The organism is Thauera sp. 28 (genome assembly GCF_000310145.2).
GTDB classification, from domain to species: domain Bacteria; phylum Pseudomonadota; class Gammaproteobacteria; order Burkholderiales; family Rhodocyclaceae; genus Thauera; species Thauera mechernichensis.
The window spans coordinates 1-25,957 of sequence record NZ_AMXA01000038.1 but is presented as its reverse complement, the minus strand read 5'-3'; the positions used below and the strand labels follow the sequence as shown (position 1 = coordinate 25,957).

Genomic DNA, 25,957 nt, shown 5'->3' with positions numbered 1-25,957 from the left:
CTGGCGCCGCTCCTACGGGGCGATCGACCGCGGCGGGGTGCCGTAGGAGCGGCGCCAGCCGCGAGCCTTTGCAGGCGCTGCGCCCACGTCACGCAAGGGTGGCTCTCAGATGCGCCGCGCCAGCTCCGCGGCCTTGCCGACGTAGCTCGCCGGCGTCATTGCCAGCAGGTGCTCGCGCGCCTCGGCGGGGATGGCCAGGGTGCGAACGAAGTCGTGCAGCGCCTCGCGGGTGATGCCCTTGCCGCGGGTCATGGCCTTGAGCTGCTCGTAGGGGTTCTCGATGCCGTAGCGGCGCATCACCGTTTGCACCGGCTCGGCGAGCACCTCCCAGCACTCGTCCAGGTCGGCCGCCAGGCGCGCCGGGTCGGCCTCGAGCTTGCCCAGGCCGCGCAGGCAGCTGTCGAGCGCGAGAACGGTGTGGCCGAAACCCACGCCCATGTTGCGCAGCACGGTGGAATCGGTGAGGTCGCGCTGCATACGCGAGATCGGCAACTTCTCGGAGAAGTGCTTGAGCACCGCATTGGCGAGACCGAAGTTGCCCTCGGCATTCTCGAAGTCGATCGGGTTGACCTTGTGCGGCATGGTCGAGGAGCCGACCTCGCCTTCCTTGAGCTTCTGCTTGAAGTAGCCGAGCGAGATGTACATCCAGATGTCGCGGCAGGCATCGATCAGTATGGTGTTGCTACGGGCGATGGCGTCGAAGAGTTCGGCCATCGCGTCGTGCGGCTCGATCTGGATGGTGTACTCGTTGAATGTCAGCCCCAGGGACTCGATGAAACGGCGGTTGAAGCCTTCCCAGTCGAACTCGGGCCAGGCCGACAGGTGTGCGTTGTAGTTACCGACCGCACCGTTGAACTTGGCAGTCATCGCGACGCCGGCAATCGCAGCGCGGACGCGCATCAGGCGCGCGGCGATGTTCGCCATCTCCTTGCCGAGCGTGGTCGGGCTGGCAGGTTGGCCATGGGTGCGCGACAGCATCGGGAGGTCGGCCAGGGCATGGGCGAGCTCGCGGAAACGGGCGATTACGGCATCGAGCGCGGGCAGCAGAACACGGTCGCGGCCTTCGGCCAGCATCAGCGCATGCGAGGTGTTGTTGATGTCCTCAGAGGTGCACGCAAAGTGGATGAACTCCGACACCTTCATCACCTCGGCGTTATGTCCCAGGCGCTTCTTGAGCCAGTACTCCATGGCCTTGACGTCATGGTTGGTGGTGGCCTCGATCGCCTTCACCGCCTCGCCGTCAGCGGTCGAGAAGTCTGCGACCACGGCGTCGAGCTCAGCCACGGTTGCCACCGAGAAGGGCGCGATCTCCGCCAGCGCGGCATCGGCTGCAAGCGCCTTGAGCCACTCAACCTCGACCTTGACGCGGTTGCGGATGAGACCGTGTTCGGAGAAATGGTCGCGCAGCCCGGCCACCTTGCCGTGGTAACGGCCATCGAGCGGGGACAGAGCGGTGAGCGGGGACGGCGAGGCATTCGACATGACGGAGCTTCCGGACAAAAGTGCTATTTTAACGCCTCCCCCTTCCCAGAAGAGAACAAACCACCGTGAGCACGCCGGAGCGCTACAAGATCGAGGTGACTGCCGTTGCCGAGTACGTCACTGCACAGTCCCGCCCCGAGGACGACCACTTCGTCTTCGCCTACCACGTCACCATCCGCAACCTTGGCACCGTGCCGGCACAGCTGCTTGCCCGCCACTGGGTCATCACCGACGGCAACGGCAAGGTGCAGGAGGTTCATGGCCAGGGCGTGATCGGCGAACAACCCTTGCTCGCACCTGGGGAGCATTTCGAGTACACCAGCGGCTGCGTACTGGAAACCCCGGTCGGCACCATGCACGGGCGCTATCAGATGCTTGCCGAGGACGAACACCGCTTCGAGGCTGAAATTCCGCCATTCATGCTGGCCATGCCACGCGCCCTGCACTGAGACCCACCGGGCGCGGCTCAGAAGTCCAGGCGCAGGGATACCCAGTGGCGCCGGTCGACGATGCGCTGCATGCGTTCCTCGGCATGCGCACCGTTGAGGGACTGCACCGTATAGGCGATCTCGCCGCCGCGGGCGAAACCTGAAAACGGGTAGGACAGGCGCAGGTCGGTACGCTGATAGCTGTCGGTGTCGGTATTGCGGGTCCACTTGATGTCGTGCACCCAGTAGCGCGCCACCGCCAGGCTCACCCCCATCGGCAAGCGCTGCATCCACAGCAGCGAGGTAGCCCGTCGCGGCGCGGAGCGCTCGGAGAGGGCGAAATAGCGCTCGGCGCCAGATCCGAACAAGTGGCTGCCGGCAGCTGCATGCAGTGTTCTGCCGAGCGTGCTGAAGTCAGCATCGATGTCGATGTGGGCATGCCCCACAACAATCCGTGTCGCATCTACGGGCTGCCACTTCCACTGCAGCTCGTGGCCCCTGATCTTCAGCTCATGCACGGCCTGCGCCGTCAGCGGCCCACCCGCCACCGTACGGATGCGGTGGATACGATCCGACACGCGCTCGTGGAAGACACGCAGGTCCAGGCTCATGCGCGCAGCGCGCCAATCGCCGAGGTAGCCCAGTTCCCAGCTGTCCAGCCCCTCGGCGGGCAAGCCCGGGGTACCCGCCCATTCGATGCTCCCGTTGCTGGCAAGCTGGCTGGCCTTGTAGTCCAGCGTCCCCGGCGTGCGCCAGGCCCTGGCATAACCAACGCGAACGGTGTTCTGCTCGTCGATATGGAAGCTTGCACTCGCGCGTGGCGCCACATGCGCACCGGCCAGCGAGTCGTACTCGTGCGACAGGCCAAGGTTGCCGGTAAACCAACCCAACGGCTTCCACTCCAGGTTGGCGAACAGACGCCCGACATCGCGGCTGACACGGCCAACTCCATGCAGCATGGTCGCCGACTCGAGCGTGTCATGGCGCCAACTCCCCCCCCAGGCCATGCGTAACGAATCCACCGGGAGGAAGGTATGGAGCGCCTCGAATTCATGGCGGACGCCGCGGCCACCGTTGGGGTTGATACGCCCCAACTCCGGCCGGCCAGCAACGTCGAAGCCAGCGTCGAGCCGATCGACATGATGGGTGTAGCGTAAGGAGAGATCGGCGGACTCTGACAGCGCGTGCAGCCAGCGCGCCTGCACCCAGGTCGATGACTGATCCGCGCGCCGCAGCGGGTCGGAGGCTCGGGGGCCGATCGCGGTACCGTCTGCAGCGACGCTGAGCCGCCCGACAAGCTGGCGCGCCTCGACGCGGCCGATCTGCAACTCGAGCAAGCTGCGTGCATCGAGCTGCAGATCGGCCCGGAAATCGAACAGCCTGCTGCGGTTGCTATCGCGCCAGTCACGATCGGCTGGCAGTACGTCGCGATGGTCCAGTCCATCGTCGGCACGCTCCTGGACGCTCAGCCTGAAGGCGCCGCCTTCACCCAGACCGCCGCCGCCCCGCACGCTGTAATCACGCACGCCGCCGCTGCCCCGCTGTGTGCTGACCGAAAGCCCCTGGGCAAAAGCAGGCTCGACCGTAACGATGTTGATGACCCCCAGGAAGGCATTGGTGCCGTAAGAGACGGTATTGGAGCCCCGCACCACCTCGATGCGCTCGATGTCCTCGAGCGCCACTGGAACCAGCTCCTAGTTCATACCGCCGCGAAAGAGCGGCGAATGCAAAGAACGGCCATCCACCAGCACCTGCACGCGGGGCGAGTAGTCCGTGTCGTCGGTAATGCCGTGGTAATTGACCCGCGCCGGCTTGTCGCTGGGCGTGAAGGTCTGGAAGCCGGGCACCAGGCGAAACACCTCATGCAGAGAACGTGCACCCGAGGCACGGATCATCGCGCGATCGATCACCGTTACCGCGCCAGGGGCATCCTCCAGGCGCTGCGGCAAGCGGCTGACCGAGGCCACGATCGGAAGTGCGCTGAAGAACACGCCGTCATCCGCAGTGCCGACCAAGGGTGTCGCCATTCCTGCCGCCAGCAACAGGCTCAACGCGCGCCGAACCACGCGAGCGCTTTGGGAGAAACGTCGGCCGCACACGGCGTGGCCGCACATGGCCATGCCCAGGGTCCCGCTCTTGGATCGACCAATATGCTTCATGTCGTCTCCCCCAATGAACTCCCCCGCACTGCTCCGACAAGCACGCACATGCAGAACGCGCTCAGTCCGAAGAGCGCTGGTACTCGATGACACGGCCACGGCCGGCATGCTTTGCCTCGTAGCACGCCTGGTCGGCTGCCTGCATCACCGCGGAAACGTCATTGATCATGCCTTCCATACGCGCCATGCCGATGCTCGCCCCCACCTTGAAGCTCCGCCCCGCACACACGAACTCGTAGGCGGCGACCGCATCGCACAACGCAGTTGCGATATGGTGGGCGTCCTCACGACCGCAACCGCGCAAAATCACCGCGAACTCGTCGCCACCGATGCGGAACACGTGATCCTGCGCACGCAGGCGCGCACGCAACAAGCCAGCCAGCTCCCTCAGCAGGCGGTCTCCGGCCGCATGGCCGCAAGTATCATTGACCGGCTTGAAGCGGTCGAGATCGATGTACAGCAGCGTCACTACATCGCCTGCGCGCCTGTGGATCGACACCGCCTGCTCGATCGATTCCTCGAAAGCGCGCCGGTTGGGCAGTCCGGTGAGCGGGTCATGGCGTGCCTGGTGTGCCAACTGGGCCGTCGCTTCCTCGATGCGTGCCTGCAGCGTCTGCTGGCTGTGCGCAATCGAATCCGCCATGGCGTTGAAGCCGGCCTCGAGCGCCCTCAGCTCCTCGCTCGTCGACTGTGCCGACACGCGCACATCGAGATCACCCGACGCCATCCGGCGAACAGCCTTGACGAGGGCCGCCACCGGCAGGCCGACCGAGCGTGCCAGACGCCACGCCATAGCCAACGCCCCCACGAGCACCACCAGAACGGCCGCGACGACAACCAACAGCAGGCGCCGCTTGGCCGCTTCACGTGCCGTGACATCCAGATCAACCTGCACCCAGCCAAGCCGCTCCGTCCGCAACGCCTGCTGCGGCGTCGAATAGTCATCCACCTGCGGTGCCAGGCTCAGTACCGCGGTGGCGAACTGCAGCCGCCCGCCACGAGCTTCGACCACCACCTCGTCGGCCTCGACCATGCGCGCCGCCGACGGCAAGCCGACCAGCCCCTGACCGGCCACTCCAAGCAACTCGCCGTCAGCGTCGTAGAAGGCAACCGCAGCGACCTCCGCCTGCGCAAGCGCGCGTGCCATCAGGCTGTCGAGGGCCACCGGATTGCCCGACACGAGGACGTACTCGGCGGCAGGCCCGAGAAAACTCACGATCGCCCGCCCCCGTGCCAGGCTGGCCTCGTCGAGCTCGCGATGGCTCTGGTGGACAAACAGGCTGCCAAGTACCACGACGAAGGCCAGGCTGGGCACGAACAGGATCAGGGCCATCCTGACGCCGAGCGAAATCTTGCGCATCCAGCTCATCGCCGCGCCCCTCCCCCGGCAATGCGCTCACGCAGGATCTGTTCGTCGGGCACGGTGATGCCAAGCGCCTTGGCCACCGTCCGATTCACCTCCACCTCGAAGCGCTCAGGGTGGTGAATCCCGCCCAGCCCCTCGGCAGAGTGCAGGCCGGCATTGAGCAGGTCGGCGAGGTCGTAGGCGATATGCTCCGGTGAGCTGAACACCGCCGCAAGCGCGCCCGCGCTGACATAGGCCGACGAGAAAGCGAACACCGGACGGCGGTGGCGATAACTGGTAAGCAGGATGGCACGCGCCGCCGCCGGGCTGGACACCAGGCTGTCCGGCAAGGGCAGCAGTGCGGCGTTACGCTCCAGCAGGACCTGCAGCGCGCCGACAAGCTCGGTCGAATCGGCGATGCCTATGATATCGAGGGCGAGTTGTTGAGCGGTCGCGGCCTGATTGATCATCGGCTCCACGAAACGGCTGTCGGGCCCAAGCAGGACACCAAGCTGCGACGCCTGAGGCAGGATCGCGCGCACCAGGGCGAGGTGTCGCGCCACCGGCTGGTCAAGCACGATCGCGCCCAGGCTGCGCTGCGGAAACTCGCGCCTGAAGCGTTCGACGTCGCGCTGACCGACGAGGACGGCAAACACCGGTCGGTCGGACTGTCGCAAGGCCGCCTCCACCGCCTGCCGGCCCGCTGCGATCACGACATCCGTGCGCTCGAGCGCGCCGTCTCGCGCCACCTCATCGAGCGCGGTGACCTCACGCACGCGATGCACGCCCGGCTTGGTCGCCTTGCGCAGCGCCTCGACGAACTGCTGCGCAGGCCCCTTGTCCCCCGGCGCCAGCAGCACCAGATCGAGCGCATGCGCCATCGGGGACAGCATCAGCAGCACGCAGGCGAACATGCGGACGAAGGCGCAGCGGACAGCATCGGCCGTCCTCGCGTGTTGCCGGCGACGGCCCGGCAGCGGCGGCGCCCGATCGTCCTCGGTGTTCACCAACCAAGCCTCAGGGTGGCAAACAGGAACGGCTGATGGCGGTACTTGCCGTTGTGGAAATCGGGGTACTTCCCGGTCGCGCTGAGGGCAGTCACGGAGAACTCGCTCTCGCTACCGGGGCCACCGAAACGGCGTGCGAGCTTGAGGTCGAAACGGTCGCCACGCGGAATGTAATCGCCACCGTTCATCCAGTAGTACTCACCGTTGCGGTAGTACCCGATGCTGGCCCGCCAGCGGTCTGGCAGATCCTTGATGAGCAGCACCGAGGTCGTCGCATGCGGCGCACTATCCGGGATGTCCCGATCGGTGTAAGGCTCGCCCTTGTCGATGCGGACGAAGGCCTGAGAGAGCACGATCCGCCCCCAGCCCGCACGACGCCAGTCCACCGTGAACTCGGCGCCGGTCATGCGGAAATCGTTGCCATTGAAAAAGTAGAAGGCCTTCTGTCCGGGGACAATGGGCTGAAAATCCGGTCCCTCAGCTCCTGCGCAGGTCTCGGCACGCCAGAACTCGCGATACTCGGCCGGCAATTCGTCGAAATCGAAACCATCGGCGAAGGTCCTGCAGCTGCGGTCATCGATGAAACGCTCGTGATACTCGCGGAACACCCGCGTATCGAGCGTGATCCCCAGAGGCGCATACTGCGCGACGTAGCCCAGATCGATGAAGCGCATGCGCTCGCTCTGCAACGAGCCCTGCGCGCGATACAGGATGCGGCGGATCACATCGCCTTCACGGTAGGTCTGGAAGGCGCGCGACTCCATCAGGCTGGGGGCACGGTAGGCCCTTCCCGCGGAAAGCCTGAGCGCAGAGAAATCGTCGAGCGCATAGTTAGCCGCAAAACGGGGCGAGAACAGGCGACCACTGTAGTCGTGATGCTCGAGCGTCCCTCCCAGATTGATCCGCAGGGCTGCGAGCGGCTGCCACTCCAGGTTTCCGAAGAGCTGCCCGTGCGTGGCGTCGAGCCAATCTCGCCTGCCCAGCAGGCTGAAGGAACGCGCGCGTTCGGCACGCACGCCGAGCCCGAGCATGCCGCTGAGCGAAGACGACAGCCGCGTGCTGTACTGGAGTTCGAGATCATCGCGGCGAACCTCGCTGTCACGGTCGGCATCGAAGCGATAGGAAACACCGTCGTACACGAACGGCCCAACCGTCCACCGACCCTGCTCGCGCTCGCTCTGATGGTAGTACTGAAGACTCAACGAGCGCTCGGCGTCGAGCTGCCGTACCCAGCCTGCCTGCAGATACAGCGAACGGTCGCGCTCGACATGCGAGGGGAAGTCGACGTAATCGGGACTGCCGCGCCAACTGGGCCCCTCGCTCACGCCGAACTGCAAGGCCAGTTGATCGCGGCCCGTGGCATGCAGGGTCGCACTGAAGTTGGCAACCGTCCGGGTGATCTTCTCGGCATCGTGCCAGCGCTGGAACCCAGGGCGGCTCTCCAGATGCGGCTCGAAGTTCACCGCCGAGCGGCGCGAAGCCGACAACCGCCAGTCCAGCACGCCGGCACCGTTGCCGTTGATGCGAACGCCGTAGTCGTGGAATCCGTCCTTGCCGGCACGCAGGATGACCGCCTTGCCCACCTCGGTTGCCGGCGAACGGCTGATGATATTGATCACGCCCTGGAAGGCGTTGACGCCATAGGCAGCGCCGTTGGGGCCACGCACCACCTCCAGGCGCTCGATGTCATCGACCCGCAGGGGCAATCCGTCCCACTTGGTGTCACCCCACAAGGGGCTGTTGATCGTGCGGCCATCGATCATCACCTTGACGCGGCGATCGTAGGCGTCGCCCAGACCATGGCTGGCCACCGTAGGAGAGCCACTCGCCACATCGGCGACCAGAAAGCCCGGCACCAGGCGCAACAGGTCATGAATACGCGTGAAGCCCGAAGCCTCGATCATCTCGCGATCGATCACCGTGACCGCGGCTGGCGCATCGAGCGGCGACTGCGCAAGCCGCGTAGCCGTCAGGACAAGCGGAATATCGTCGAAAAAAGGGTCACTGCTGGCCTGAACGGCGAGGGGCAGCGCCACGGCGAGCGCAGCCAGTACGCGTACGGCGTTCACACATACTTCACCCGGTAACCTATACGCCCGCATGCAGGTCCTCACAGCACATATTGCTTCAGCGTCCAGGCCACATCGCCGAACGCCAAGGACCCGATTGTGCCCCGATGTCCTGCCCGACCGCTACGCCTTGCGCCACTGCGAGTGACACAGGTCACGGCGCACACACGCGGGTCGGGGCACACAGCAGGGATTCAGCTCCGGTAGTCCGCGTTTATCTTGACATAGTCATAGGAAAAATCGCAGGTCCACACCGTGGCCGCTGCGCTGCCACGCGCGAGATCGATGCGGATCGTCAGTTCGGCGTGCTTCATGATCCGCGAGCCGGCCTCCTCGACGTAGCTGGCTGCGCGCCCACCGTGTTCGGCGACCAGCACGGCCTCGTCGGGGTTGCCCAGCCACACGCGCAACTTCGACACATCGAGATCGTCAATGCCAGCGTAGCCGATAGCCGCCAGGATACGGCCGAGGTTGGGGTCGGAGGCGAAGAAAGCGGTCTTGACCAGGGGTGAATGCGCGACTGCATAGGCGACCTTGCGGCACTCGTCGCGATCCGCACCGCCCTCGACTGCAATGCTCATGAACTTGGTCGCACCCTCGCCGTCACGCACGATGGCCTGGGCGAGCGCGATCGACACGTCGATGATCGCGGCACGCAGGGCCGCGAACTCGGCACTCGCAGCATCGACGACCTCATCGTTACCGGCGGCACCGGTAGCGACGAGCACGAAGGAGTCGTTGGTGGACGTGTCGCCATCGACGGTGATGCTGTTGAAGGACAGGTCGGCGGCCTCCCTGACCAGAGCGTCGAGCAGCGGCTGAGAAACAGCCGCGTCGCAGGCCAGGAAGCCAAGCATGGTCGCCATGTTGGGCCGGATCATGCCCGCGCCCTTGCTGATGCCTGTGAGGGTCACGGCCTTTCCACCGAGCTGCACCTGCCGCGACACCGCCTTGGCGAGCGTGTCCGTCGTCATGATGGCGTGCGCGGCATCGAACCAGCCGTCCGCGCGCAGGTCGGCGAGCGCCTTGGGCAGACCGGCGACCAAGCGTTCCATCGGCAGCGGCTCGAGAATCACGCCCGTGGAGAAAGGCAGCACCTGGCTGGCGTCGATACCCATCTCCGCAGCCAGCGCGGCGCAGGTGGCCTGGGCATTGGCGACGCCGGATTCGCCGGTACCGGCATTGGCCACCCCGGTGTTGATCACCAAGGCACGGACGGCTCCGCCCGGCAGATGCGCCTTGCAGACCTGGACCGGCGCAGCGCAGAAGCGGTTGCGGGTGAACACGCCCGCGGCACGGCTGCCAGGGGCGAGCTCGATCACCGTCAGGTCACGACGGTTGGCCTTGCGAATGCCGGCCTCGGCGACGCCCAGGCGCACGCCCTGGACGGGCAGGAGTTCGGCAGGGTTCGGGGTGGCGAGATTGACGGCCATGCGTGTCTCCGGTGCAGATCAGTTGAGTTTGCCGTGGCAGTGCTTGTACTTCTTGCCCGAGCCGCAGGGGCAGGGGTCGTTGCGCCCGACCTTGGGCGCGGCATTGACCTGCGGCTGCGCGCCGCCCTGCCCCGCCTCGGTGTTGGCAAGCGCCTCGTCGTAATCGGCGTGCTGGTACTTCACGTTCTCGACCTGTTGCGGCGGCTCGGCCTGTTCGAGCTGAGATTCGGTGCGGATCTGCACCGTCATCAGGATCTTGGTGACGTCGGCACGTACGGTGTCGAGCAGCCCCTCGAACAGCTCGAAGGACTCGCGCTTGTACTCCTGCTTGGGGTTTTTCTGCGCATAGCCGCGCAGGTGGATACCCTGGCGCAGGTGGTCAAGCGCCGCCAGATGCTCGCGCCAGTGGGTATCCAGGCTCTGCAGCATGACGTTGCGCTCGAACTGGTGCCACGCCGCCGGATCGACGACCGCGGTCTTGGCCGCATAGGCCTCCTCGCCCGCCTGCACGATACGCTCGAGGATGGCCTCGTCGTCCAGGCTGGGCTCGGCCTTCAACCATTCGCCCACCGGCAGCTTGAGCTGGCACTCGGCGAGCAGGGCCTGCTCCAGCGCCGGGATCTCCCACTGCTCCTCGACGCTCTCGGCCGGCACATAGCGGCGGAAGATGTCGTGCAGCACGCCTTGTCGCATGGCGCGGATGGTGTCGGAGATGTCCTCGCTCTCGAGCAGTTCGTTGCGCTGCTGATAGACCACCTTGCGCTGGTCGTTGGAAACGTCGTCGTATTCGAGCAGCTGCTTGCGGATATCGAAGTTGCGCTGTTCGACCTTGCGCTGCGCGGACTCGAGCGAGCGCGTGACCATCGCGTGCTCGATCGCCTCACCCTCAGGCATCTTCAGGCGCACCATGATGGCGTTGAGGCGCTCGCCGGCGAAGATCTTCATCAGCGGATCTTCAAGCGACAGGTAGAAGCGGCTCGAGCCAGGATCGCCCTGGCGGCCGGAGCGGCCACGCAGCTGGTTGTCGATGCGGCGCGACTCGTGGCGCTCGGTGCCGATGATGTGCAGGCCGCCGGCGGCGAGCACCTGCTCATGCACCTTGGCCCACTCGGCACGCAGGGCACTGACGCGGGCCTCGAGCTCCTCGGGCGGGACACTCGAGTCCTCGCGCAGCGCGGCCACCGGCTTCTCGATGTTGCCGCCGAGCACGATGTCGGTGCCGCGGCCCGCCATGTTGGTGGCGATCGTGACCACGCCGGGACGACCGGCCTGGGAGACGATCTGCGCCTCGCTATCGTGCTGCTTGGCGTTGAGCAGCTGGTGATCGATCTTCGCCTTCTTGAGCAGACCGGAGAGGAACTCGTTGGTCTCGATCGAGGTGGTACCGACCAGCACCGGCTGGCCACGCTCGACGCAGCCGCGGATGTCCTCGATCACCGCATCCCACTTCTCCTTCGCGGTGCGATAGACCTTGTCGTTCTCGTCCTTGCGCTGCATCGGCCGGTTGGTCGGAATGACCACGGTCTCGAGGCTGTAGATGGAGTGGAACTCGAAGGCTTCGGTGTCGGCCGTACCGGTCATGCCGGCGAGCTTGCCGTACATGCGGAAGTAGTTCTGGAAGGTGATCGAGGCCAGCGTCTGGTTCTCGGCCTGGATGCGCACGCCCTCCTTGGCCTCGACCGCCTGGTGCAGGCCGTCCGACCAGCGCCGGCCCGGCATCAGGCGGCCGGTGAACTCGTCGACGATGACCACCTCGCCGTTCTGCACCACGTACTGCTGGTCCTTGTGGTACAGCGCATGTGCGCGCAGCGCAGCATAGAGATGGTGCACCAGCAGGATGTTGGCGGGGTCGTACAGCCCGCCACCCTCGGCGAGCAGGCCCATGCGTACAAGGATTTGCTCGGCGGTCTCGTGGCCTTGCTCGGTGAGCAGCACCTGGTGGGCCTTGAGGTCGACCGTGTAGTCGCCGGCCTCGATGACCTCGTCCTTGTCGTTGAGGCCGCCTTCCTGCTTCTTCAGCAGCGGCGCGACCTGGTTCATCTTGAGGTAGAGCTCGGTGTGATCCTCGGCCTGGCCGGAGATGATCAGCGGCGTACGCGCTTCGTCGATCAGGATGGAGTCCACCTCATCGACGATGGCGAAGTTCAGACCGCGCTGCACGCGTTCGCCGAGCGAATACACCATGTTGTCGCGCAGGTAGTCGAAGCCGAACTCGTTGTTGGTGCCGTAGGTGATGTCGGCGGCGTAGGCGGCCTGCTTCTGGTCGTGCGACATGCGCGACATGTTGCAGCCGGTGGTGAGCCCGAGGAAACCGTAGATCCGCCCCATCCACTCGGCGTCGCGGCTGGCCAGGTAGTCATTCACCGTGATGACGTGCACGCCCTTGCCCGACAGCGCATTGAGGTAAGCCGGCAGGGTAGCGACCAGGGTCTTGCCCTCGCCGGTGCGCATCTCGGCGATCTTGCCGTTGTGCAGCACCATGCCGCCGACGAGCTGGACGTCGAAGTGGCGCATGCCATGCACGCGCTTGCCGGCCTCGCGCACCACCGCGAAGGCCTCGGGCAGCAGGGCATCGAGCGTTTCGCCGTTGGCCACGCGCTGCTTGAACTCCGCGGTCTTGCCCCGCAACGCCTCATCGGAGAGTGCGGAGATCTCTGGCTCGAGTGCGTTGATCCTGCGCACGGTCTGGAAGTACTGGCGGACGAGGCGGTCGTTGCGACTACCGAAGATTTTCTTGAGCAGGCCGGAGATCATGTTTGGGGGTCGACGTCAATTCGGCAAAGGCGGCAGTTTATCATGTCGGACTCGATCACCTGATGACGCTTGTCCACCCCGCGCACGATGTCCCAACTGCTGCACCGCTTCCTCGGCCAGGGCGACGCCCTCGCCCGCCTGCAGGACCATGCCGCCCGCCTGCGCCGCCTGCAGGGGGCGCTCGAACGCGGCCTGCCGCCTCAGCTCGTCGGCCAATGCCAGGTGGCGAACCTGAAGGACGGCACGCTCACGGTCAGCGCGCGCGGCGGCGCGGCGGCCGTGCGCCTGCGGCAGATGCTGCCCAGCCTCGTCGAGCACCTGGTCCGAGCAGGACATGCGGTGCAGGCCATCAAGGTCAAGGTGGGTACGCCGGAGCAGGTGCAATGGCGCCCGCCACCTGCCGAGCGCCACCTGTCGAACGACGCGAAGGACAATCTGAGCAAGTTCGCGCAAAGCCTGCCGCCCGATTCGCCGCTGCGCGAATCACTCGAGCGCCTGGTGCGCCGCAGCCGCCAGTAGACGAGCGCCGCGGGCCACAGCGCCGCGACGACAGGATCACACCATCGGCGCGAGCACGCGCTCGATCGCGAACAGGGCGAAGAAGACGAATACCACCACGACCGCAGCGCGAAAGGATTTCCACGCCCAGGCCTTGTAGCGCGGATTGCCGGTGAGCTGCCACAGAATCACCGAGCCGCCGATCGCCAGCACGGCGAGCAGCAGCAGCAGGCGCATGATCAGCACGGGGTCGCGACCTTCATCTGCGGACGCTCAGGCGAAAGCCTGCGCCAACGGCGCAAACTGGTGGGAGACGGCGGCCGGTGTGCTCGCATCCTTCTCGAAGGTGACGATCTCCCAAGCCTCCTGATCTTCGAGCAGCACGCGCAGGATCTGGTTGTTGAGCGCATGGCCGGCCTTGTGCGCCGAGTAGGCGGCCAGCAGCGGATGGCCGCACAGGTAGAGATCACCGATCGCGTCGAGCACCTTGTGCTTGACGAACTCGTCTGCGTAGCGCAGCCCCTCGGCGTTGAGCACGCGATACTCATCCATGACGATCGCGTTTTCCAGACTACCGCCCAGCGCCAGGCCATTGGCGCGCATGAACTCGACATCCTGCATGAAGCCGAAGGTGCGTGCACGCGCAACGTCGCGCACGTAGGACTGCTCGGCGAAGTCGACCTTCACGCGAGTGGAGGTGCTGTCGATGGCCGGGTGGTTGAACACGATCGAGAACGACAGGCTGAAGCCGTCATACGGCTCGAGCCTGACCCATTTGTCGCCTTCGACATATTCGACCGCCTTCTTGACGCGCATGAACTTCTTGGGCGCCTTCTGCTCCTCGATGCCCGCCGACTGCAACAGAAAGACGAAGGGCGCCGAGCTGCCGTCGAGGATGGGGATCTCGGGCGCATCGACGTCGACATGCAGGTTGTCGACACCCAGGCCGGCGAGCGCCGACATCAGGTGCTCGACCGTACCGACCTTGTGGCCACCCTGCTCCAGGCCCGAGCACATGCGGGTGTCGCACACCGCATAGGGGTCGGCCGGCAGCGTGAGCGGCGGCTCGAGGTCCACGCGATGAAACACGATGCCCGTGTCGGGCGCCGCCGGGCGCAGGGTCAGGTTCACCTTGCGTCCTCCGTGCAGGCCGACACCCGTGGCCTTGACGATGGATTTGAGGGTACGTTGCCTGATCATGTCTATTGTCCTTTTTGATCAGGCATTTTAGCACGCACCCCCGTGACGCCCCGGCTATCGCGGTCATGCAGACAGGCTGTTGCGCAAGCAGATGTTGCAGCGCAACCACGCCTGCACAAGGCCTCGGCCGCGACTCGGAACTCAAGTCCGCAATCGGCCCTGAGCCTGCGTGGCCTCCAGCACCCGCAGCAGGCTGGAGATGTCGTCGCGCCCCATCCCCTGCGTCATCAGCGCGTTGAGTTGCTGCCAGACCTGAGCCGCGATCGGCAGCGGCACAGCTGCCGTCGCCGCCTCGTTCATCAGGATACCGAAGTCCTTATGGTGGAGCCGTGCCTCGATCCCGGCCGAAAAGTCCCGGCGCACCATCTTGTCGCCCATGATCTCCAGCATGCGTGAGGACGCCGAGCCCCCCAACAGCGCCGTGCGCACCGCCGCCAGATCGACGCCGTGGGCTGCAGCCAGGCGCATGGCCTCGGCGCAGGCCTGGACGACTGACACCATGATCATCTGGTTGCAGGCCTTGGCCACCTGGCCGGCGCCCGGCGGACCGATGTGCACGATGCGCTTGCCGAGCACCTCGAGCAGCGGACGTACGCGCTCCAGCACCTCGGGATGGGCGCCGGCCATGATCGCCAGCGTTGCATCACGCGCGCCCTGGGGCCCACCGGAGACGGGCGCATCCACCCAGTCGACGCCCTGGCGCGCGTAGCGCTCGGCCAGGCGACGCGCCGTATCAGGGGCGATGGTGCTCATGTCGAGATGGATGGCGTCTTTGGCAAAACCCTCGGCGAGTCCGTCCCCGCCGAAGGCGAGCGCCTCCACGTCCGCGCTCGCGGTGACGATGGTCACCACCACCTCGCTGCGTGCCGCCAGTTCGGCCGGGGTGGCACACAAGGGCACCCCCTCGGCGACCAGGCCAGCCGCTGACTCCGGCCGCCGCGCCCACACCGCAAGGGGGTGCCCGGCAGCGCGCAAATGGCGTGCCATCGACTCGCCCATTGCGCCCAGGCCGATGAAACCGATCCTCATGCCCATGCCCTCCTGTTTCACTCAGCCGCAGCGCCGCTCATGCGCTCGAGCAGCTTGAGCACGGCAACCGAATCATCCTCGCCCAGGCCGCTGCCGACCATGGCATTGAACAGCTGCGTCGTCGCCGCAGCCGATGGCAGGGCGAGCCCGAGCCGGTGCGCCTCCTCCATGACGATGCGCATGTCTTTCTGGTGCATCCAGGCCTTGAAGCCAGGCTTGAAGTTGCGCTCCAGCATGCGCTGACCGTGGTTCTCCAGAATGCGCGAATACGCGAAGCCGCCCAGCAAAGCCTCGCGCACGCGCCCAGCGTCGACCCCACTGCGCGTGGCGAAATTGAGCGCTTCGGCCACTGCCGCCACACCGACGCCGGTAAGGATCTGATTGCAGGCCTTGGCGACCTGGCCGGCACCGGCGTCACCGATGCGGGTGATCGAGCGCCCCATGGCCTCGAGCAGGGGCAGCACGCGCGCAAAGGCATCGGCATCACCGCCGGCCATGATGGTGAGCGAGCCAGCAATGGCGCCGACCTCTCCTCCCGACACCGGCGCATCGAGCGCCGTCACGCCGCGCGCCGCCAGACGCGCTGCGATCGACTGCGCTGCGGCCGGTGCGATGGTACTCATGTCGATATGGATGTGACCCGCCCCTGCCGCCTCGGCCACGCCTGCCGGGCCGAGCGTCACCTGCTCCACGTCGGGCGCATCGGCCACCATGCTGATCGTCACTGCCGCCCGTCTGGCGACATCGGCCGCGCTCTCGCAATCACCCGCGCCGGCCGCCAGCAGCGGCTCCATCGACGCGCGACGGCGGCTCCAGACATGCACGCGATGACCTGCCTTGATCAGGTTGAGCGCCATGGGCCGGCCCATCAGGCCGAGTCCGATGAATCCAACTTCCATTCGATAGATCTCCGTGGGGGGTAGGTTCGGCATGGCATGCACCGGAAGCCAAGCGAGGCCTGCACGCGCACACCGCCGTTGCCGCTGGCAGGGCGGCAGGAAGCCCGCCATAATCCGGGCCATGAACTACGGCGCAATCATCAAGGAAATCGGGCGGGGCGCCAAGGGCGCACGCGACCTCGACACGGACACGGCGGCCGCACTGTTCGGGGACATACTCGACGGTCGCATTCCGGAACTCGAGCTCGGCGCCATCCTGATCGCCTTCCGCATCAAGAGCGAGGCCCTGCCCGAACTGCTCGGCTTCAAGCAGGCGATGGACGCGCGCAGCGCCCAGGTCCAGGTACCGGCAGGCCCCCGCTGCGTCGTCCTGCCGACCTACAACGGCGCACGCCGCCAGGCCAATCTGATGCCGCTGGTGGCGATGCTGCTGGCACGTGAGGGCGTTCCGGTGCTGATCCAGGGGCGTCACGACTTCGACACCCGGGTCAGCCCGTTCGAGTTGCTTGACGAGCTCGACCTGCGCCCGGCGGCCGACACCGCCGAGGCCGCGGCACAGCTCGCGGACCGCCGCCTGGCGTGCATCAGCCTCCAGCGCCTGCTACCGGGTCTCGACCCCCTGCTTGCCCTGCGCACCCGCATGGGCGTGCGCGCCAGCGGCCACACCATGGCCAAGCTGATCGACCCCTGCCGCGGACGCAGCGTGCGCGTGGTGGCGGTCACCCACCCCGAGTACCTCGAGCGCATGGATGCCTTCCTGCGCCTGGACGGTGGGCGCTCGATGCTGCTACGTGGCACCGAGGGCGAGATCTACGCCAATCCTCGCCGCTGCCCGGAAATGAAGGCCTACGTCGACGGTGAGACGCGGCTGGCCGTCGCGGGCGAAGAAGGCGGCGCCCCACCGCTGCCCGGGCTGCCAGACCTGCCAGGCGTCACCGACAACGCAGCACTCATCCGCGCCATGCTCGCGGGCGACGCCCCCATACCCGCCCCGATCACCGCGCAGGTCGCGGCGCTGAGAGCGCTCGCGCACTGAACACCGCGCGGGCGCAACACACAAGCCAACCCAAGGACTGATCGCGACATGGACACGCCCGAGCACAGACACTTCGCCCGCATCGGCTTTCACCACGGAGCCCGCTTCAGCGTCGCCGGACACACCGAGGCCTGCGAGATCCTCGACCTTTCACTCAAGGGCGCACTGCTGCAATTGCAGGACGGGGCGGCGATCACTTCTGGCGCCAGCTGCAGCCTCGAGCTCGTGCTCGATGACGGCGAGGCCGTGGTGCGCATGGACGGCCATGTGGCGCACTGCAGCGCGGGCCGGATAGGGCTCGCATGCACTGCAATCGACCTCGACAGCATCACCCACCTGCGCCGCCTGATCGAACTCAACCAGGGCGACGCCACACTGCTCGAGCGCGAACTCGCCGCCCTGCTGCCGCACTGAACACGCCTGTCGATCAGGCCGCAAACCGGCCCGCGCGGTAATCGGCCACGGCCTGATAGATCTCCTGCTCGGTATTCATCACGAACGGGCCGTACTGGGCAATCGGCTCGCCCAGGGGGCGGCCGGCAACGAGCAGCACACGTGCATCGGCCCTGGCCTCCAGCCGCACACCATCGCTGGCAGCCTCGTTGGCAAGGATGGCCATGGTGTGCTCGGGCACCACCTGCCCCGCAACCGTCAACTCACCCTGATAGGCGTAGATGAAGGCGTTGTGCTCCACCGCCAGCGGCTGCTCGAACTGCGCCCCCGCAGGCAGGTGAATGTCCAGATAGAGCGGCGCCGTGGCGGTGCGCGTCACTGCACCGCCCACGCCATGGCTCTCGCCCGCGATCACGGTGACCTCGACCCCGGCTGCGGTGCGCACGCGTGGCAACTCGTGGGCAGCGAAATCCCGGTACCAAGGTGCGCTCATCTTGTCGCTCGCCGGCAGGTTCAACCACAGCTGAAAGCCCGCCATCAGGCCGTCTTCCTGTTGCGGAATCTCCGAGTGGATCACCCCCCGGCCAGCCGTCATCCACTGCACGCCACCGCTTTCCAGCAAACCCTCGTTCCCGGCGCTATCGCGATGCAGCAGACGGCCGGCGATCATGTAGGTCACCGTCTCGAAGCCGCGGTGTGGATGATCGGGGAAGCCGGCGATGTAATCCTCGGCCCGATCGCTGCCGAAGGCATCGAGCATCAGGAAAGGATCGAGACGGCGCTGCAGGGACTGTGTCAGCACGCGCGTCAGCTTCACGCCTGCACCATCGGAGGTCGGTACGCCGGTAACCAGACGTTCGACCGTGCGCGGCTGCGCCACCGTAACCACAGGACTGGCACCTGCTGTCGTTGCACTCATGTCTGCTCTCCTCATGTCTGTCCTACCGCTGGCAATGCTGCGGCGGACAGGTCCGCCGCAGTTGCCGAAGCTCACCCCAAGGCGACGGCGATATCCGCCTCAGCCTCGGCAAAGCCCTGCCGGGCCGACTCGTCACCCATGTTCAGCCCTTCCGCATACACGAAGCGCACATCGGTCATACCCAGGAAAGCAAACACCGTCTGCAGAAAGGGCGTCTGAGTGTCGGCCGGCGTACCGCGGTAGCGGCCACCGCGAGCGAAGGCGACGATCACCTTCTTGCCCTTGAGCAGGCCCTCGGGCCCACTCTCGGTATAGCGGAAGGTGACACCGGCGCGAGCGATCGCGTCGATCCAGTTCTTGAGCTGAGTCGAGATGCCAAAGTTGTACATCGGTACGCCGATCACGATCACGTCGGCAGCCTGCACCTCGGCAATCAAGGCGTCGCTCTCGGCCACGCGGACCGCCTGTTCCGGCGTACGCTGGTCGGCGGGGGTAAACAGCGCACCGAGCGCGCCTTCATCGATCACCGGGGCAGGATCGCGCGCCAGGTCACGCAGCACGATCAGCGCCTCGGGGTGGGTCGACTTCAGACGGGCAACGATGTCGCTGGCGACACGGGTGGAGTTGGCGCCTTCAGTGCGGGCACTGCCGTTGATCTGCAGAATGTTCATGTTCTCTCTCCTTGGGACGCTTGGGGTCAGGGTCTTGTTGCAAGACGGTGATGAGAGTCTAATCGTGCCCATTTAATTGATTAACCCCCCATTTAGAGCAACATTGTCTCAAAATTGGAACAATACGACCCCGCCGACCTGCTGATCTTCGCCCGCGTGGCAGAGGGTGGCAGCTTCACCGCCGCTGCCGACCGCCTCGGCCTGCCCAAGTCCACGGTCTCGCGCCGCATCTCCATGCTCGAGGAGCAGCTAGGGGAACGGCTGCTGCTGCGCACGACCCGACGCCTGACTGTCACCGAGTTCGGCGAGGCACTGCTCGAGCATGCACGCCAGGTCGCAAGCGAGATTGACGCTGTAAAGGCCCTCGCAGAAAGCCGCCAGGCCCGCCCCAGCGGACGCTTGCGCGTGTCGATGCCGAGCGACTTCGCCAACCTCCTGCTCACCGACGCCCTGGCCGCCTTCTGCGCCCTGCACCCCGCGGTGGCGCTGGAACTGGACCTGTCGCCACGGCGGGTCGACCTGCTCGGCGAGAACTTCGACATCGCCATCCGCATGGGCGAACTACCCGACGACACCGTGCTCGCCGCGCGCCGCCTGGCCGTGTTCCCTGCCGGACTTTATGCTGCCCCCGCATACCTCGCCGAGCATGGCGAACCCGAGCGCCCTGACGCACTCAACCAGCACCGCGCGCTGCGGCTGCTCGGACGCGGAGGCGCCCCATTAGGCTGGACGCTGATGCGGGGCGAGGAACGCTGGCAAGGCACGCCACCAGGCAGCATCACTGCAAACTCACCCGAGCTAATGATCCGACTGGCCCGCGGCGGCGCAGGCATTACCGCGGTACCAGACTACTTCGCCGCCCCCTACGTGCGCCGCGGGGAACTGCGCCGGGTGCTCGCGGCGTGGTGTCTGCCCACCCACACGGCGTGGGCGGTGTTCCCGGGAAGACGGCTGATGCCGGCCAAGACACGCGCTTTTCTGGACATGCTGCAGGCTGCACTGGGCACGGGGACCGCGGCGGGAACCGAAACCGCGACACCACGCTCCGAGGACGCATGACCTACAATGGGCGCCCGCCCAGGAAACCGATACCCGATGTCCCTGATCCACACCCTGCTGCACCTGCCGGCGCGCGTGCTCTACCTCGCCCTGTTCGGCACCGCCATCGGCCTGCTTGGCTTCGGACTCTACCTGCAGCACGTAGGGGGGCTGGAACCCTGCCCGATGTGCATCATGCAGCGTTATGCCTTCCTGGGCGTGGCACTCGTTGCCCTGGTCGGCGGCCTGCACGGCCCGGGCCGTAGCGGCAGCCGCGTGTACGCGGCGCTGATCGCCGTGGGCGCGCTTGGCGGCGGCGGCATCGCCGCGCGCCAGAGCTGGATGCAGCTCTTTCCGCCTGAGATCCCGGAGTGTGGTCCAGGATTGGAATTCATGCTCGAGAGCTTCCCTCTGGGCGAGGCCCTGCCAATGATCTTCCGTGGCGCGGGCGACTGCGTCGCCATCGACTGGACCTTCCTCGGACTGTCGATCGCCAACTGGTCGCTGGTAACCTTCACCGCCACCTTCGCCTTTGCGCTGTGGATGCTGGTCCGCCGGGAGGCGGCACGCTGAGAAAGGCCGCGCCGATGGTGCGCGCGCTCAGTCGACCACGCGCACGATCTGGCCGCCGATCTCGTAGCGCCCATCACCGAGCGCATTGCAGCGCGTAACCTCGAGCTTGGTGATCAACGGCGGGCGGTCCGGTGTCGGCGAACCAAGCGGCCCCAGCACGGCAACATCGATGACCTCGTTGCGCCCCGGCACATAGGCCGCATGCAGCGTCATGCCTCCCACGCCGATCTCGATGCAGGTCGCGTCTACCCGTTCGCCGTTACGCAACGCGATGTAGGCGGGGCACCCCAGCGGCAAGCGCCGATTGAGGCGTCGATCCTGGTGCGGCGGTACGTCATTCGTGGCCATATGCATCCCGGAGCTGATGAGCATCGCGTGATTCTAGCGCTTGCCGCTGCCACAGGTGTCTTCCCCGCTCGAAGCATCAGCCGTCCGGCGTGCACAAGCGCACGGCGCCGGGCACAGGGACGTGAGCCCCGTCATCCTGTCCAGCAGCGTGCGCCCTTCAGATCAGGCCTGACTCGGCAGATCCTGCAAGCGGCCGATGCGACTGCGCATGGCCGCGTAGTACAGCACCGGGATCACCACCAGGGTGAGCACGGTGGACACCAGGATGCCGAAGATCAGGCTTATCGCGAGGCCATTGAAGATCGGGTCGTCAAGGATGAACACCGCGCCGATCATCGCCGCCAACGCAGTGAGTCCGATCGGCTTGGCACGCACCGCCGCGGCACGGATCACTGCCTCGCCGAGTTCCATGCCCGCGGCAACTTGCTGGTTGACGAAGTCCACCAGCAAGATCGAGTTGCGCACGATGATGCCAGCGAGCGCGATCATGCCGATCATCGAGGTCGCGGTAAACTGGGCGCCGAACAGCGCATGCCCGGGCATCACGCCGATGATGGTGAGCGGGATCGGCGCCATGATGATGAGTGGCACCAGGTAGCTCCTGAACTGCGCCACCACCAGCAGGTAGATCAGCACCAGGCCGACCGCGTAGGCCGCCCCCATGTCGCGGAAGGTCTCGTAGGTGATCTGCCACTCGCCGTCCCACTTGAGTTGGTATCCGGCATAGGGGTCGTCGGGCTGGCTGATGAACCACTCGCCGAGCGTGCCGTACAGGCCCGGCGCACCCGCGAGCGCCATGCCATTGACACGTGTACGGATGTCGAACATGCCGTACAGCGGCGAATCGAGCTTGCCGCCCATGTCACCGGTCACATACACCACCGGCAGCAGGTCCTTGCGGTACAGGATCTGCTCGCGCCGGGTTTCGGCAACCTGCACCAGCTCGGACACCTTGACCAGCTGACCGGCGTTGTCGCCCTGGCGTGCGCGCACCTGCATCGCCAGCAGGCTGGCGAGCTCGGACTGCTCCACCGCCGGCAGCTGGACGCGCACCGGGATCTCGTACTTGTTGTCGCCGCCATGTACCGGGGTGACGTTCTCGCCGGCGAGGCCGAGGCGTACCACCTCGACGATGTCGGCCTGGGCCACGCCCATGCGCGCGGCCTTGGCCTGATCCACGCGCAGCACCAGCTTGGGCGCATCCTCGTCTACCGTGTCGTCCACGCCGACGATGTCGGGCGTGGCCTCGAAGGCCGCGCGCACCCGGCGCGCCACCTCCAGCTGCCCGGCGTAGTCCGGACCGTAGATCTCGGCGACGATCGGCGACAGCACCGGCGGCCCGGGCGGCACCTCCACCACCTTGGCGTTGCCGCCGTTGCGGGTCGCAATCGTGCTGACCGCGTCGCGCACTGCGACCGCGATCTCGTGGCTCTGGCGCGAGCGCGCAGACTTGTCGACCAGGTTGACCTGGATGTCACCCTGCTCCGGGGCGCTGCGCAGGTAGTACTGGCGCACCAGGCCGTTGAAGTTGATCGGCGCGGCGGTGCCGGCGTAGGACTGCCAGTCGGTGACCTCGGGCACGGCAGCCAGATGCACGCCGATCTCGTTGAGCACGCGCGCAGTATCCTCCACCGGCGTACCCACCGGCATGTCGAGCACCACCTGGAACTCGCTCTTGTTGTCGAAGGGCAGCATCTTCATCACCACCAGCTGCACCACCGGCAGCGCCACCGAGGCACCGATCAGCGCCAGCACTGCGAGCCACAGCAGCAGGCGGTTGCGCGCGCCGCGGCGGGCGTCGAGCAAGGGCGTCATGAGACGACGGAACAGGCCATCGAGCCGCTTCGTCATGCGATCCTCGCCCCCGTGCTGGTGCGCATCGACGTTCTTCAGCATCTTCTGCGCCAGCCAGGGCGTGACCACAAAGGCCACCACCAGCGAGATGAACATGCCCATCGAGGCATTGATCGGGATCGGGCTCATGTAGGGCCCCATGAGGCCACTGACGAAGGCCATCGGCAGCAGCGCCGCGATCACGGTGAAAGTGGCGAGGATGGTGGGGCCGCCGACCTCGTCCACCGCCTTGGGGATCAGCTTCCACAGCGGCGTGTCGGGCTCGAGCGTATGCCAGCGATGGATGTTCTCGACCACCACGATGGCGTCATCGACCAGAATGCCGATCGAGAAAATGAGCGCGAACAGCGACACCCGGTTGAGGGTGAAGCCCCAGGCCCAGGACGCGAACAAGGTGGCGGCCAGGGTGAGCGTGACCGCGATGCCGACGATGAGCGCCTCGCGCCGACCGAGCGCGAAAAGGACCAGCGCCACCACCGCAGCGGTCGCGAAGGCGAGCTTGCCGATGAGTTGGGCAGCCTTGTCATTGGCCGTCTTGCCGTAGTCGCGGGTGACGGTGACCTCGACCCCATCGGGGATCAGGCTGCCGCGCAGATTGTCCAGTCGCTGCATGGCCGCGCGGGCGACGTCGGCGGCGTTGGCGCCAGGCTTCTTCGACAACGCCAGGGTGACCGCGGGGAACATGCCCTGCTGCTCGATGCCGCGCTGCTGCGCGGCCGCGCCGGTGCCGAACCACACGTACTGCGCAGGCTGATCGGGCCCATCGATGACGTCGGCGACATCGCGCAGGAAGACCGGGCGCTGGTCGTGCACGCCAACCACCAGGCTGCGTACGTCTTCGGCCGACTCCAGATAGGTGCCCGTCTGAACCAGCACCTCCTGGTTGCCGGCCACCAGGCTGCCTGCGGGCTGCGAGGCGTTGGCCAGCTGCAGGGCGGCGCGCAGGTCCTGCGCAGTGACACCGTGCGCGTTCATGCGCACGGTATCCATGTTCACCCGGATGACATGACCGGGGCCACCGATAGTGAGCACGTCGCGGGTGCCGGGGATACGCTTCAACTCGGTCTCGATCGCACGCGAAACCTGTTGCAGCTCGAAGCCGGCGCGCTCGGCATCCGCGGTCCACAGCGTGAAGCTGACGATGGGCACGTCGTCGATGCCCTTGGGCTTGATCAGCGGCGTGCCGACGCCAAGCTGCGGCGACAGCCAGTCGGCGTGCGAGTGCACGGTGTCATACAGGCGCACGAGCGCGGTCTGGTTGGGCACGCCGACCTCGAACTGCACCGTGACCACCGCCATGCCCGGCCGCGACACGGTGTACACGTGCTCGACCCCGGCGATGCGCGACAGCACCTGCTCGGCAGGACGCGCGACAAGGGCTTCGACGTCGCGCGCAGACGCCCCCGGAAACGGCACCAGCACATTGGCCATGGTGACGTCGATCTGCGGCTCTTCCTCCTTGGGTGTGACCAGGGTGGCAAAGATGCCGGCGAGCAGCAGCACCAAGGCCAGCAGCGGCGTGATGGCATTGCGCTGAAAGCCGGCCGCGATGCGGCCAGCGATGCCGAGAGGCGTGTCCATGATCACCTCCTCAGCGTGCGGGCGCCGCTGCGCGCGCCCGAAGGCCAGCCTGTACGGGATCGAGGGCGAGCGTCTCGTCACCCTTGAGGCCGGCCAGCACCTCTACCGCCTCGCTGCCGTTCACACCCCGCCCGAGGCGGACCTGGCGCAGCGCGAAGCCGCCTGCTCCGTCAGCGACATACACCGCAGTCAACTCGCCACGGCGCAGGATGGCCGCACGCGGCACAACCACCACGGAAGCCTCTGCCGTGCCCGCCGCCCCCACGAAATGCACGCGCGCGAAGCTGCCCGGCATCAATCCGTCTGTGCCTGCGGGTAATTCGACACGGACACGCACCGTGTGCGTGCGCGCATCCACCGCCGGCAGCAAGGTGACCGCCTCGGCATCGACGACGCGGCCGCCATCCCCGAGCGTCACGCGCGCGCGCGCAGCCCCGTCACCGAGCGCGGCCAGGCGCTGCGGCGCCACATCGGTGACGGCGCGCATGCGTGCCGGGTCGTGAAGGGTAAATAGCGCGCGTCCGGGCTGGGCCATCTCGCCGGTCTCGATATGGCGCGCCGACACCACGCCGTCGAGCGGCGCCACGATCTCGAACTGGCCTTTTACGGTGGCAGCCTGTTCGCGCTGGGCACGGGCAGCCTTGACGGCCGCCTCGGCAGCCTCGAGGCGGGTACGCGCGGCATCGAGCGCGGACGCGCTGAGGAACTGGCGCTCGACGAGGCCGCGTGCACGGGCAAGTTCGCTACGGGCATTGCCCATTTCGGCCTCGGCCTGCCCCACCCCGGCCTGCGCAGCCGCAAGCGCAGCCGCCGCCTCGGCCGCATCGATGCGGGCCAGCACCTGGCCGCGGCGGACACGGTCGCCGGTGTCGACGGAGAGTGCAAGGACCCGCCCCTGCACCTGCGCAGCAACGGTGACTTGATGGACAGCCTCTATGCTGGCCTCGCTGACGAAGCCAAGATCCTGCACCTGCGCGCCGATCCGCACGGTCGGCACGTCGGCAGTGGCCGCGTCCGGCACTGAAAGAGCACACGCGACCAGCACGGCGCGTACAAGAGGGGGGAGCATGATCATTTTCATGTTTATAAGTATATTCTTATAGACATGAGCGTCAAGCCATCCGCCACGACGCGCGTGCATGAACCTCTTCCCGCGCGGACAACCTCCATGTGAACGACGAAAAGCTCGCGGCTGGCGCCGCTCCTACCTTGGTCCCAAGCGCCGCAGACCCGCCGTGTAG

The 25,957-nt window shown here is 66.6% G+C and carries 23 protein-coding genes; 6 read left to right on the top strand and 17 right to left on the bottom strand.

The window, feature by feature from the left end:
* Positions 1 to 105 precede the first annotated feature (105 nt).
* On the bottom strand, positions 106 to 1,482 hold the full coding sequence (gene purB / locus C662_RS17655) for an adenylosuccinate lyase (RefSeq protein WP_002932266.1): 1,377 nt from the start codon (positions 1,480 to 1,482) through the stop codon (positions 106 to 108).
* 65 nt (positions 1,483 to 1,547) lie between these two features.
* Between purB and apaG the strand changes: the two genes are divergently transcribed.
* The gene (apaG, locus tag C662_RS17650; protein WP_002932262.1) at positions 1,548 to 1,931 is read left to right on the top strand and encodes a Co2+/Mg2+ efflux protein ApaG; all 384 of its coding nucleotides are present in this window, start codon (positions 1,548 to 1,550) and stop codon (positions 1,929 to 1,931) included.
* 17 nt (positions 1,932 to 1,948) lie between these two features.
* Here apaG and C662_RS17645 read toward each other — a convergent pair whose 3' ends face one another.
* The 7 genes from C662_RS17645 to secA all read right to left on the bottom strand — a co-directional run bounded on the left by C662_RS17645 (position 1,949) and on the right by secA (position 12,677).
* Entirely contained in the window at positions 1,949 to 3,592 is a 1,644-nt protein-coding gene (locus tag C662_RS17645) for a TonB-dependent receptor plug domain-containing protein (protein ID WP_037984990.1), read from the bottom strand.
* 12 nt (positions 3,593 to 3,604) lie between these two features.
* Entirely contained in the window at positions 3,605 to 3,937 is a 333-nt protein-coding gene (locus C662_RS20375; RefSeq protein WP_037984987.1) for a TonB-dependent receptor plug domain-containing protein, read from the bottom strand.
* Between the two features lie 193 nt (positions 3,938 to 4,130).
* Positions 4,131 to 5,429: a diguanylate cyclase gene (locus C662_RS17635; RefSeq protein WP_232433306.1), complete on the bottom strand. Its 1,299-nt coding sequence runs from the start codon at positions 5,427 to 5,429 to the stop codon at positions 4,131 to 4,133.
* Positions 5,430 to 5,434: 5 nt separating this feature from the next.
* The gene (locus tag C662_RS17630) at positions 5,435 to 6,421 is read right to left on the bottom strand and encodes an ABC transporter substrate-binding protein (protein ID WP_002932260.1); all 987 of its coding nucleotides are present in this window, start codon (positions 6,419 to 6,421) and stop codon (positions 5,435 to 5,437) included.
* Positions 6,418 to 8,490 carry a TonB-dependent receptor plug domain-containing protein gene (locus C662_RS17625; protein WP_002932259.1) on the bottom strand — a complete coding sequence of 691 codons (2,073 nt, stop codon included), beginning with the start codon at positions 8,488 to 8,490 and terminating at the stop codon, positions 6,418 to 6,420. Before C662_RS17625 ends, C662_RS17630 begins: the two co-directional genes overlap by 4 nt.
* Before the next feature lie 194 nt (positions 8,491 to 8,684).
* On the bottom strand, positions 8,685 to 9,923 hold the full coding sequence (gene argJ, locus C662_RS17620) for a bifunctional glutamate N-acetyltransferase/amino-acid acetyltransferase ArgJ (protein ID WP_002932258.1): 1,239 nt from the start codon (positions 9,921 to 9,923) through the stop codon (positions 8,685 to 8,687).
* An 18-nt stretch (positions 9,924 to 9,941) separates the two neighbouring features.
* Positions 9,942 to 12,677 carry a preprotein translocase subunit SecA gene (gene secA, locus C662_RS17615; RefSeq protein ID WP_002932257.1) on the bottom strand — a complete coding sequence of 912 codons (2,736 nt, stop codon included), beginning with the start codon at positions 12,675 to 12,677 and terminating at the stop codon, positions 9,942 to 9,944.
* Between the two features lie 87 nt (positions 12,678 to 12,764).
* On the opposite strand from secA, the gene C662_RS17610 reads away from it, so the two are divergent.
* On the top strand, positions 12,765 to 13,196 hold the full coding sequence (locus tag C662_RS17610; RefSeq protein ID WP_002932256.1) for a DUF721 domain-containing protein: 432 nt from the start codon (positions 12,765 to 12,767) through the stop codon (positions 13,194 to 13,196).
* 36 nt (positions 13,197 to 13,232) lie between these two features.
* Here C662_RS17610 and C662_RS17605 read toward each other — a convergent pair whose 3' ends face one another.
* The 4 genes from C662_RS17605 to C662_RS17590 all read right to left on the bottom strand — a co-directional run bounded on the left by C662_RS17605 (position 13,233) and on the right by C662_RS17590 (position 16,303).
* Positions 13,233 to 13,421 carry a hypothetical protein gene (locus tag C662_RS17605; RefSeq protein WP_002932255.1) on the bottom strand — a complete coding sequence of 63 codons (189 nt, stop codon included), beginning with the start codon at positions 13,419 to 13,421 and terminating at the stop codon, positions 13,233 to 13,235.
* Between the two features lie 27 nt (positions 13,422 to 13,448).
* Positions 13,449 to 14,375, bottom strand: coding sequence for a UDP-3-O-acyl-N-acetylglucosamine deacetylase (gene lpxC, locus C662_RS17600; RefSeq protein WP_002932254.1), 927 nt, complete (start codon positions 14,373 to 14,375; stop codon positions 13,449 to 13,451).
* A 141-nt stretch (positions 14,376 to 14,516) separates the two neighbouring features.
* The gene (locus C662_RS17595; RefSeq protein WP_002932249.1) at positions 14,517 to 15,404 is read right to left on the bottom strand and encodes an NAD(P)-dependent oxidoreductase; all 888 of its coding nucleotides are present in this window, start codon (positions 15,402 to 15,404) and stop codon (positions 14,517 to 14,519) included.
* Between the two features lie 17 nt (positions 15,405 to 15,421).
* The gene (locus tag C662_RS17590) at positions 15,422 to 16,303 is read right to left on the bottom strand and encodes an NAD(P)-dependent oxidoreductase (RefSeq protein WP_002932248.1); all 882 of its coding nucleotides are present in this window, start codon (positions 16,301 to 16,303) and stop codon (positions 15,422 to 15,424) included.
* Positions 16,304 to 16,424: 121 nt separating this feature from the next.
* Here C662_RS17590 and ybiB point away from each other — a divergent pair, with 121 nt between their 5' ends.
* Both ybiB and C662_RS17580 read left to right on the top strand, forming a co-directional pair.
* A complete protein-coding gene (gene ybiB / locus C662_RS17585) occupies positions 16,425 to 17,339 on the top strand; it encodes a DNA-binding protein YbiB (protein ID WP_002932246.1) in 915 nt (304 codons plus the stop codon).
* A 48-nt stretch (positions 17,340 to 17,387) separates the two neighbouring features.
* Positions 17,388 to 17,753 (top strand): PilZ domain-containing protein, encoded by a 366-nt coding sequence (locus C662_RS17580; protein WP_002932243.1) that lies wholly within the window; start codon positions 17,388 to 17,390, stop codon positions 17,751 to 17,753.
* Positions 17,754 to 17,766: 13 nt separating this feature from the next.
* Here C662_RS17580 and C662_RS17575 read toward each other — a convergent pair whose 3' ends face one another.
* Both C662_RS17575 and C662_RS17570 read right to left on the bottom strand, forming a co-directional pair.
* A complete protein-coding gene (locus C662_RS17575; protein WP_002932242.1) occupies positions 17,767 to 18,651 on the bottom strand; it encodes a pirin family protein in 885 nt (294 codons plus the stop codon).
* 71 nt (positions 18,652 to 18,722) lie between these two features.
* Positions 18,723 to 19,322 (bottom strand): FMN-dependent NADH-azoreductase, encoded by a 600-nt coding sequence (locus C662_RS17570; protein WP_002932238.1) that lies wholly within the window; start codon positions 19,320 to 19,322, stop codon positions 18,723 to 18,725.
* A 114-nt stretch (positions 19,323 to 19,436) separates the two neighbouring features.
* Here C662_RS17570 and C662_RS17565 point away from each other — a divergent pair, with 114 nt between their 5' ends.
* Positions 19,437 to 20,381, top strand: a complete 945-nt coding sequence (locus C662_RS17565) for a LysR family transcriptional regulator (RefSeq protein ID WP_002932236.1) — start codon at positions 19,437 to 19,439, stop codon at positions 20,379 to 20,381.
* A 36-nt stretch (positions 20,382 to 20,417) separates the two neighbouring features.
* Positions 20,418 to 20,933, top strand: a complete 516-nt coding sequence (locus tag C662_RS17560; protein WP_002932235.1) for a disulfide bond formation protein B — start codon at positions 20,418 to 20,420, stop codon at positions 20,931 to 20,933.
* A 27-nt stretch (positions 20,934 to 20,960) separates the two neighbouring features.
* On the opposite strand, the gene C662_RS17555 is transcribed toward C662_RS17560, so the two are convergent.
* The 3 genes from C662_RS17555 to C662_RS17545 form a co-directional block, all read right to left on the bottom strand.
* Positions 20,961 to 21,281 carry a PilZ domain-containing protein gene (locus C662_RS17555; protein ID WP_232431652.1) on the bottom strand — a complete coding sequence of 107 codons (321 nt, stop codon included), beginning with the start codon at positions 21,279 to 21,281 and terminating at the stop codon, positions 20,961 to 20,963.
* A gap of 162 nt (positions 21,282 to 21,443) precedes the next feature.
* Positions 21,444 to 24,716, bottom strand: coding sequence for an efflux RND transporter permease subunit (locus C662_RS17550; protein ID WP_002932233.1), 3,273 nt, complete (start codon positions 24,714 to 24,716; stop codon positions 21,444 to 21,446).
* 10 nt (positions 24,717 to 24,726) lie between these two features.
* Entirely contained in the window at positions 24,727 to 25,797 is a 1,071-nt protein-coding gene (locus C662_RS17545; RefSeq protein ID WP_002932232.1) for an efflux RND transporter periplasmic adaptor subunit, read from the bottom strand.
* Positions 25,798 to 25,957 lie beyond the last annotated feature (160 nt).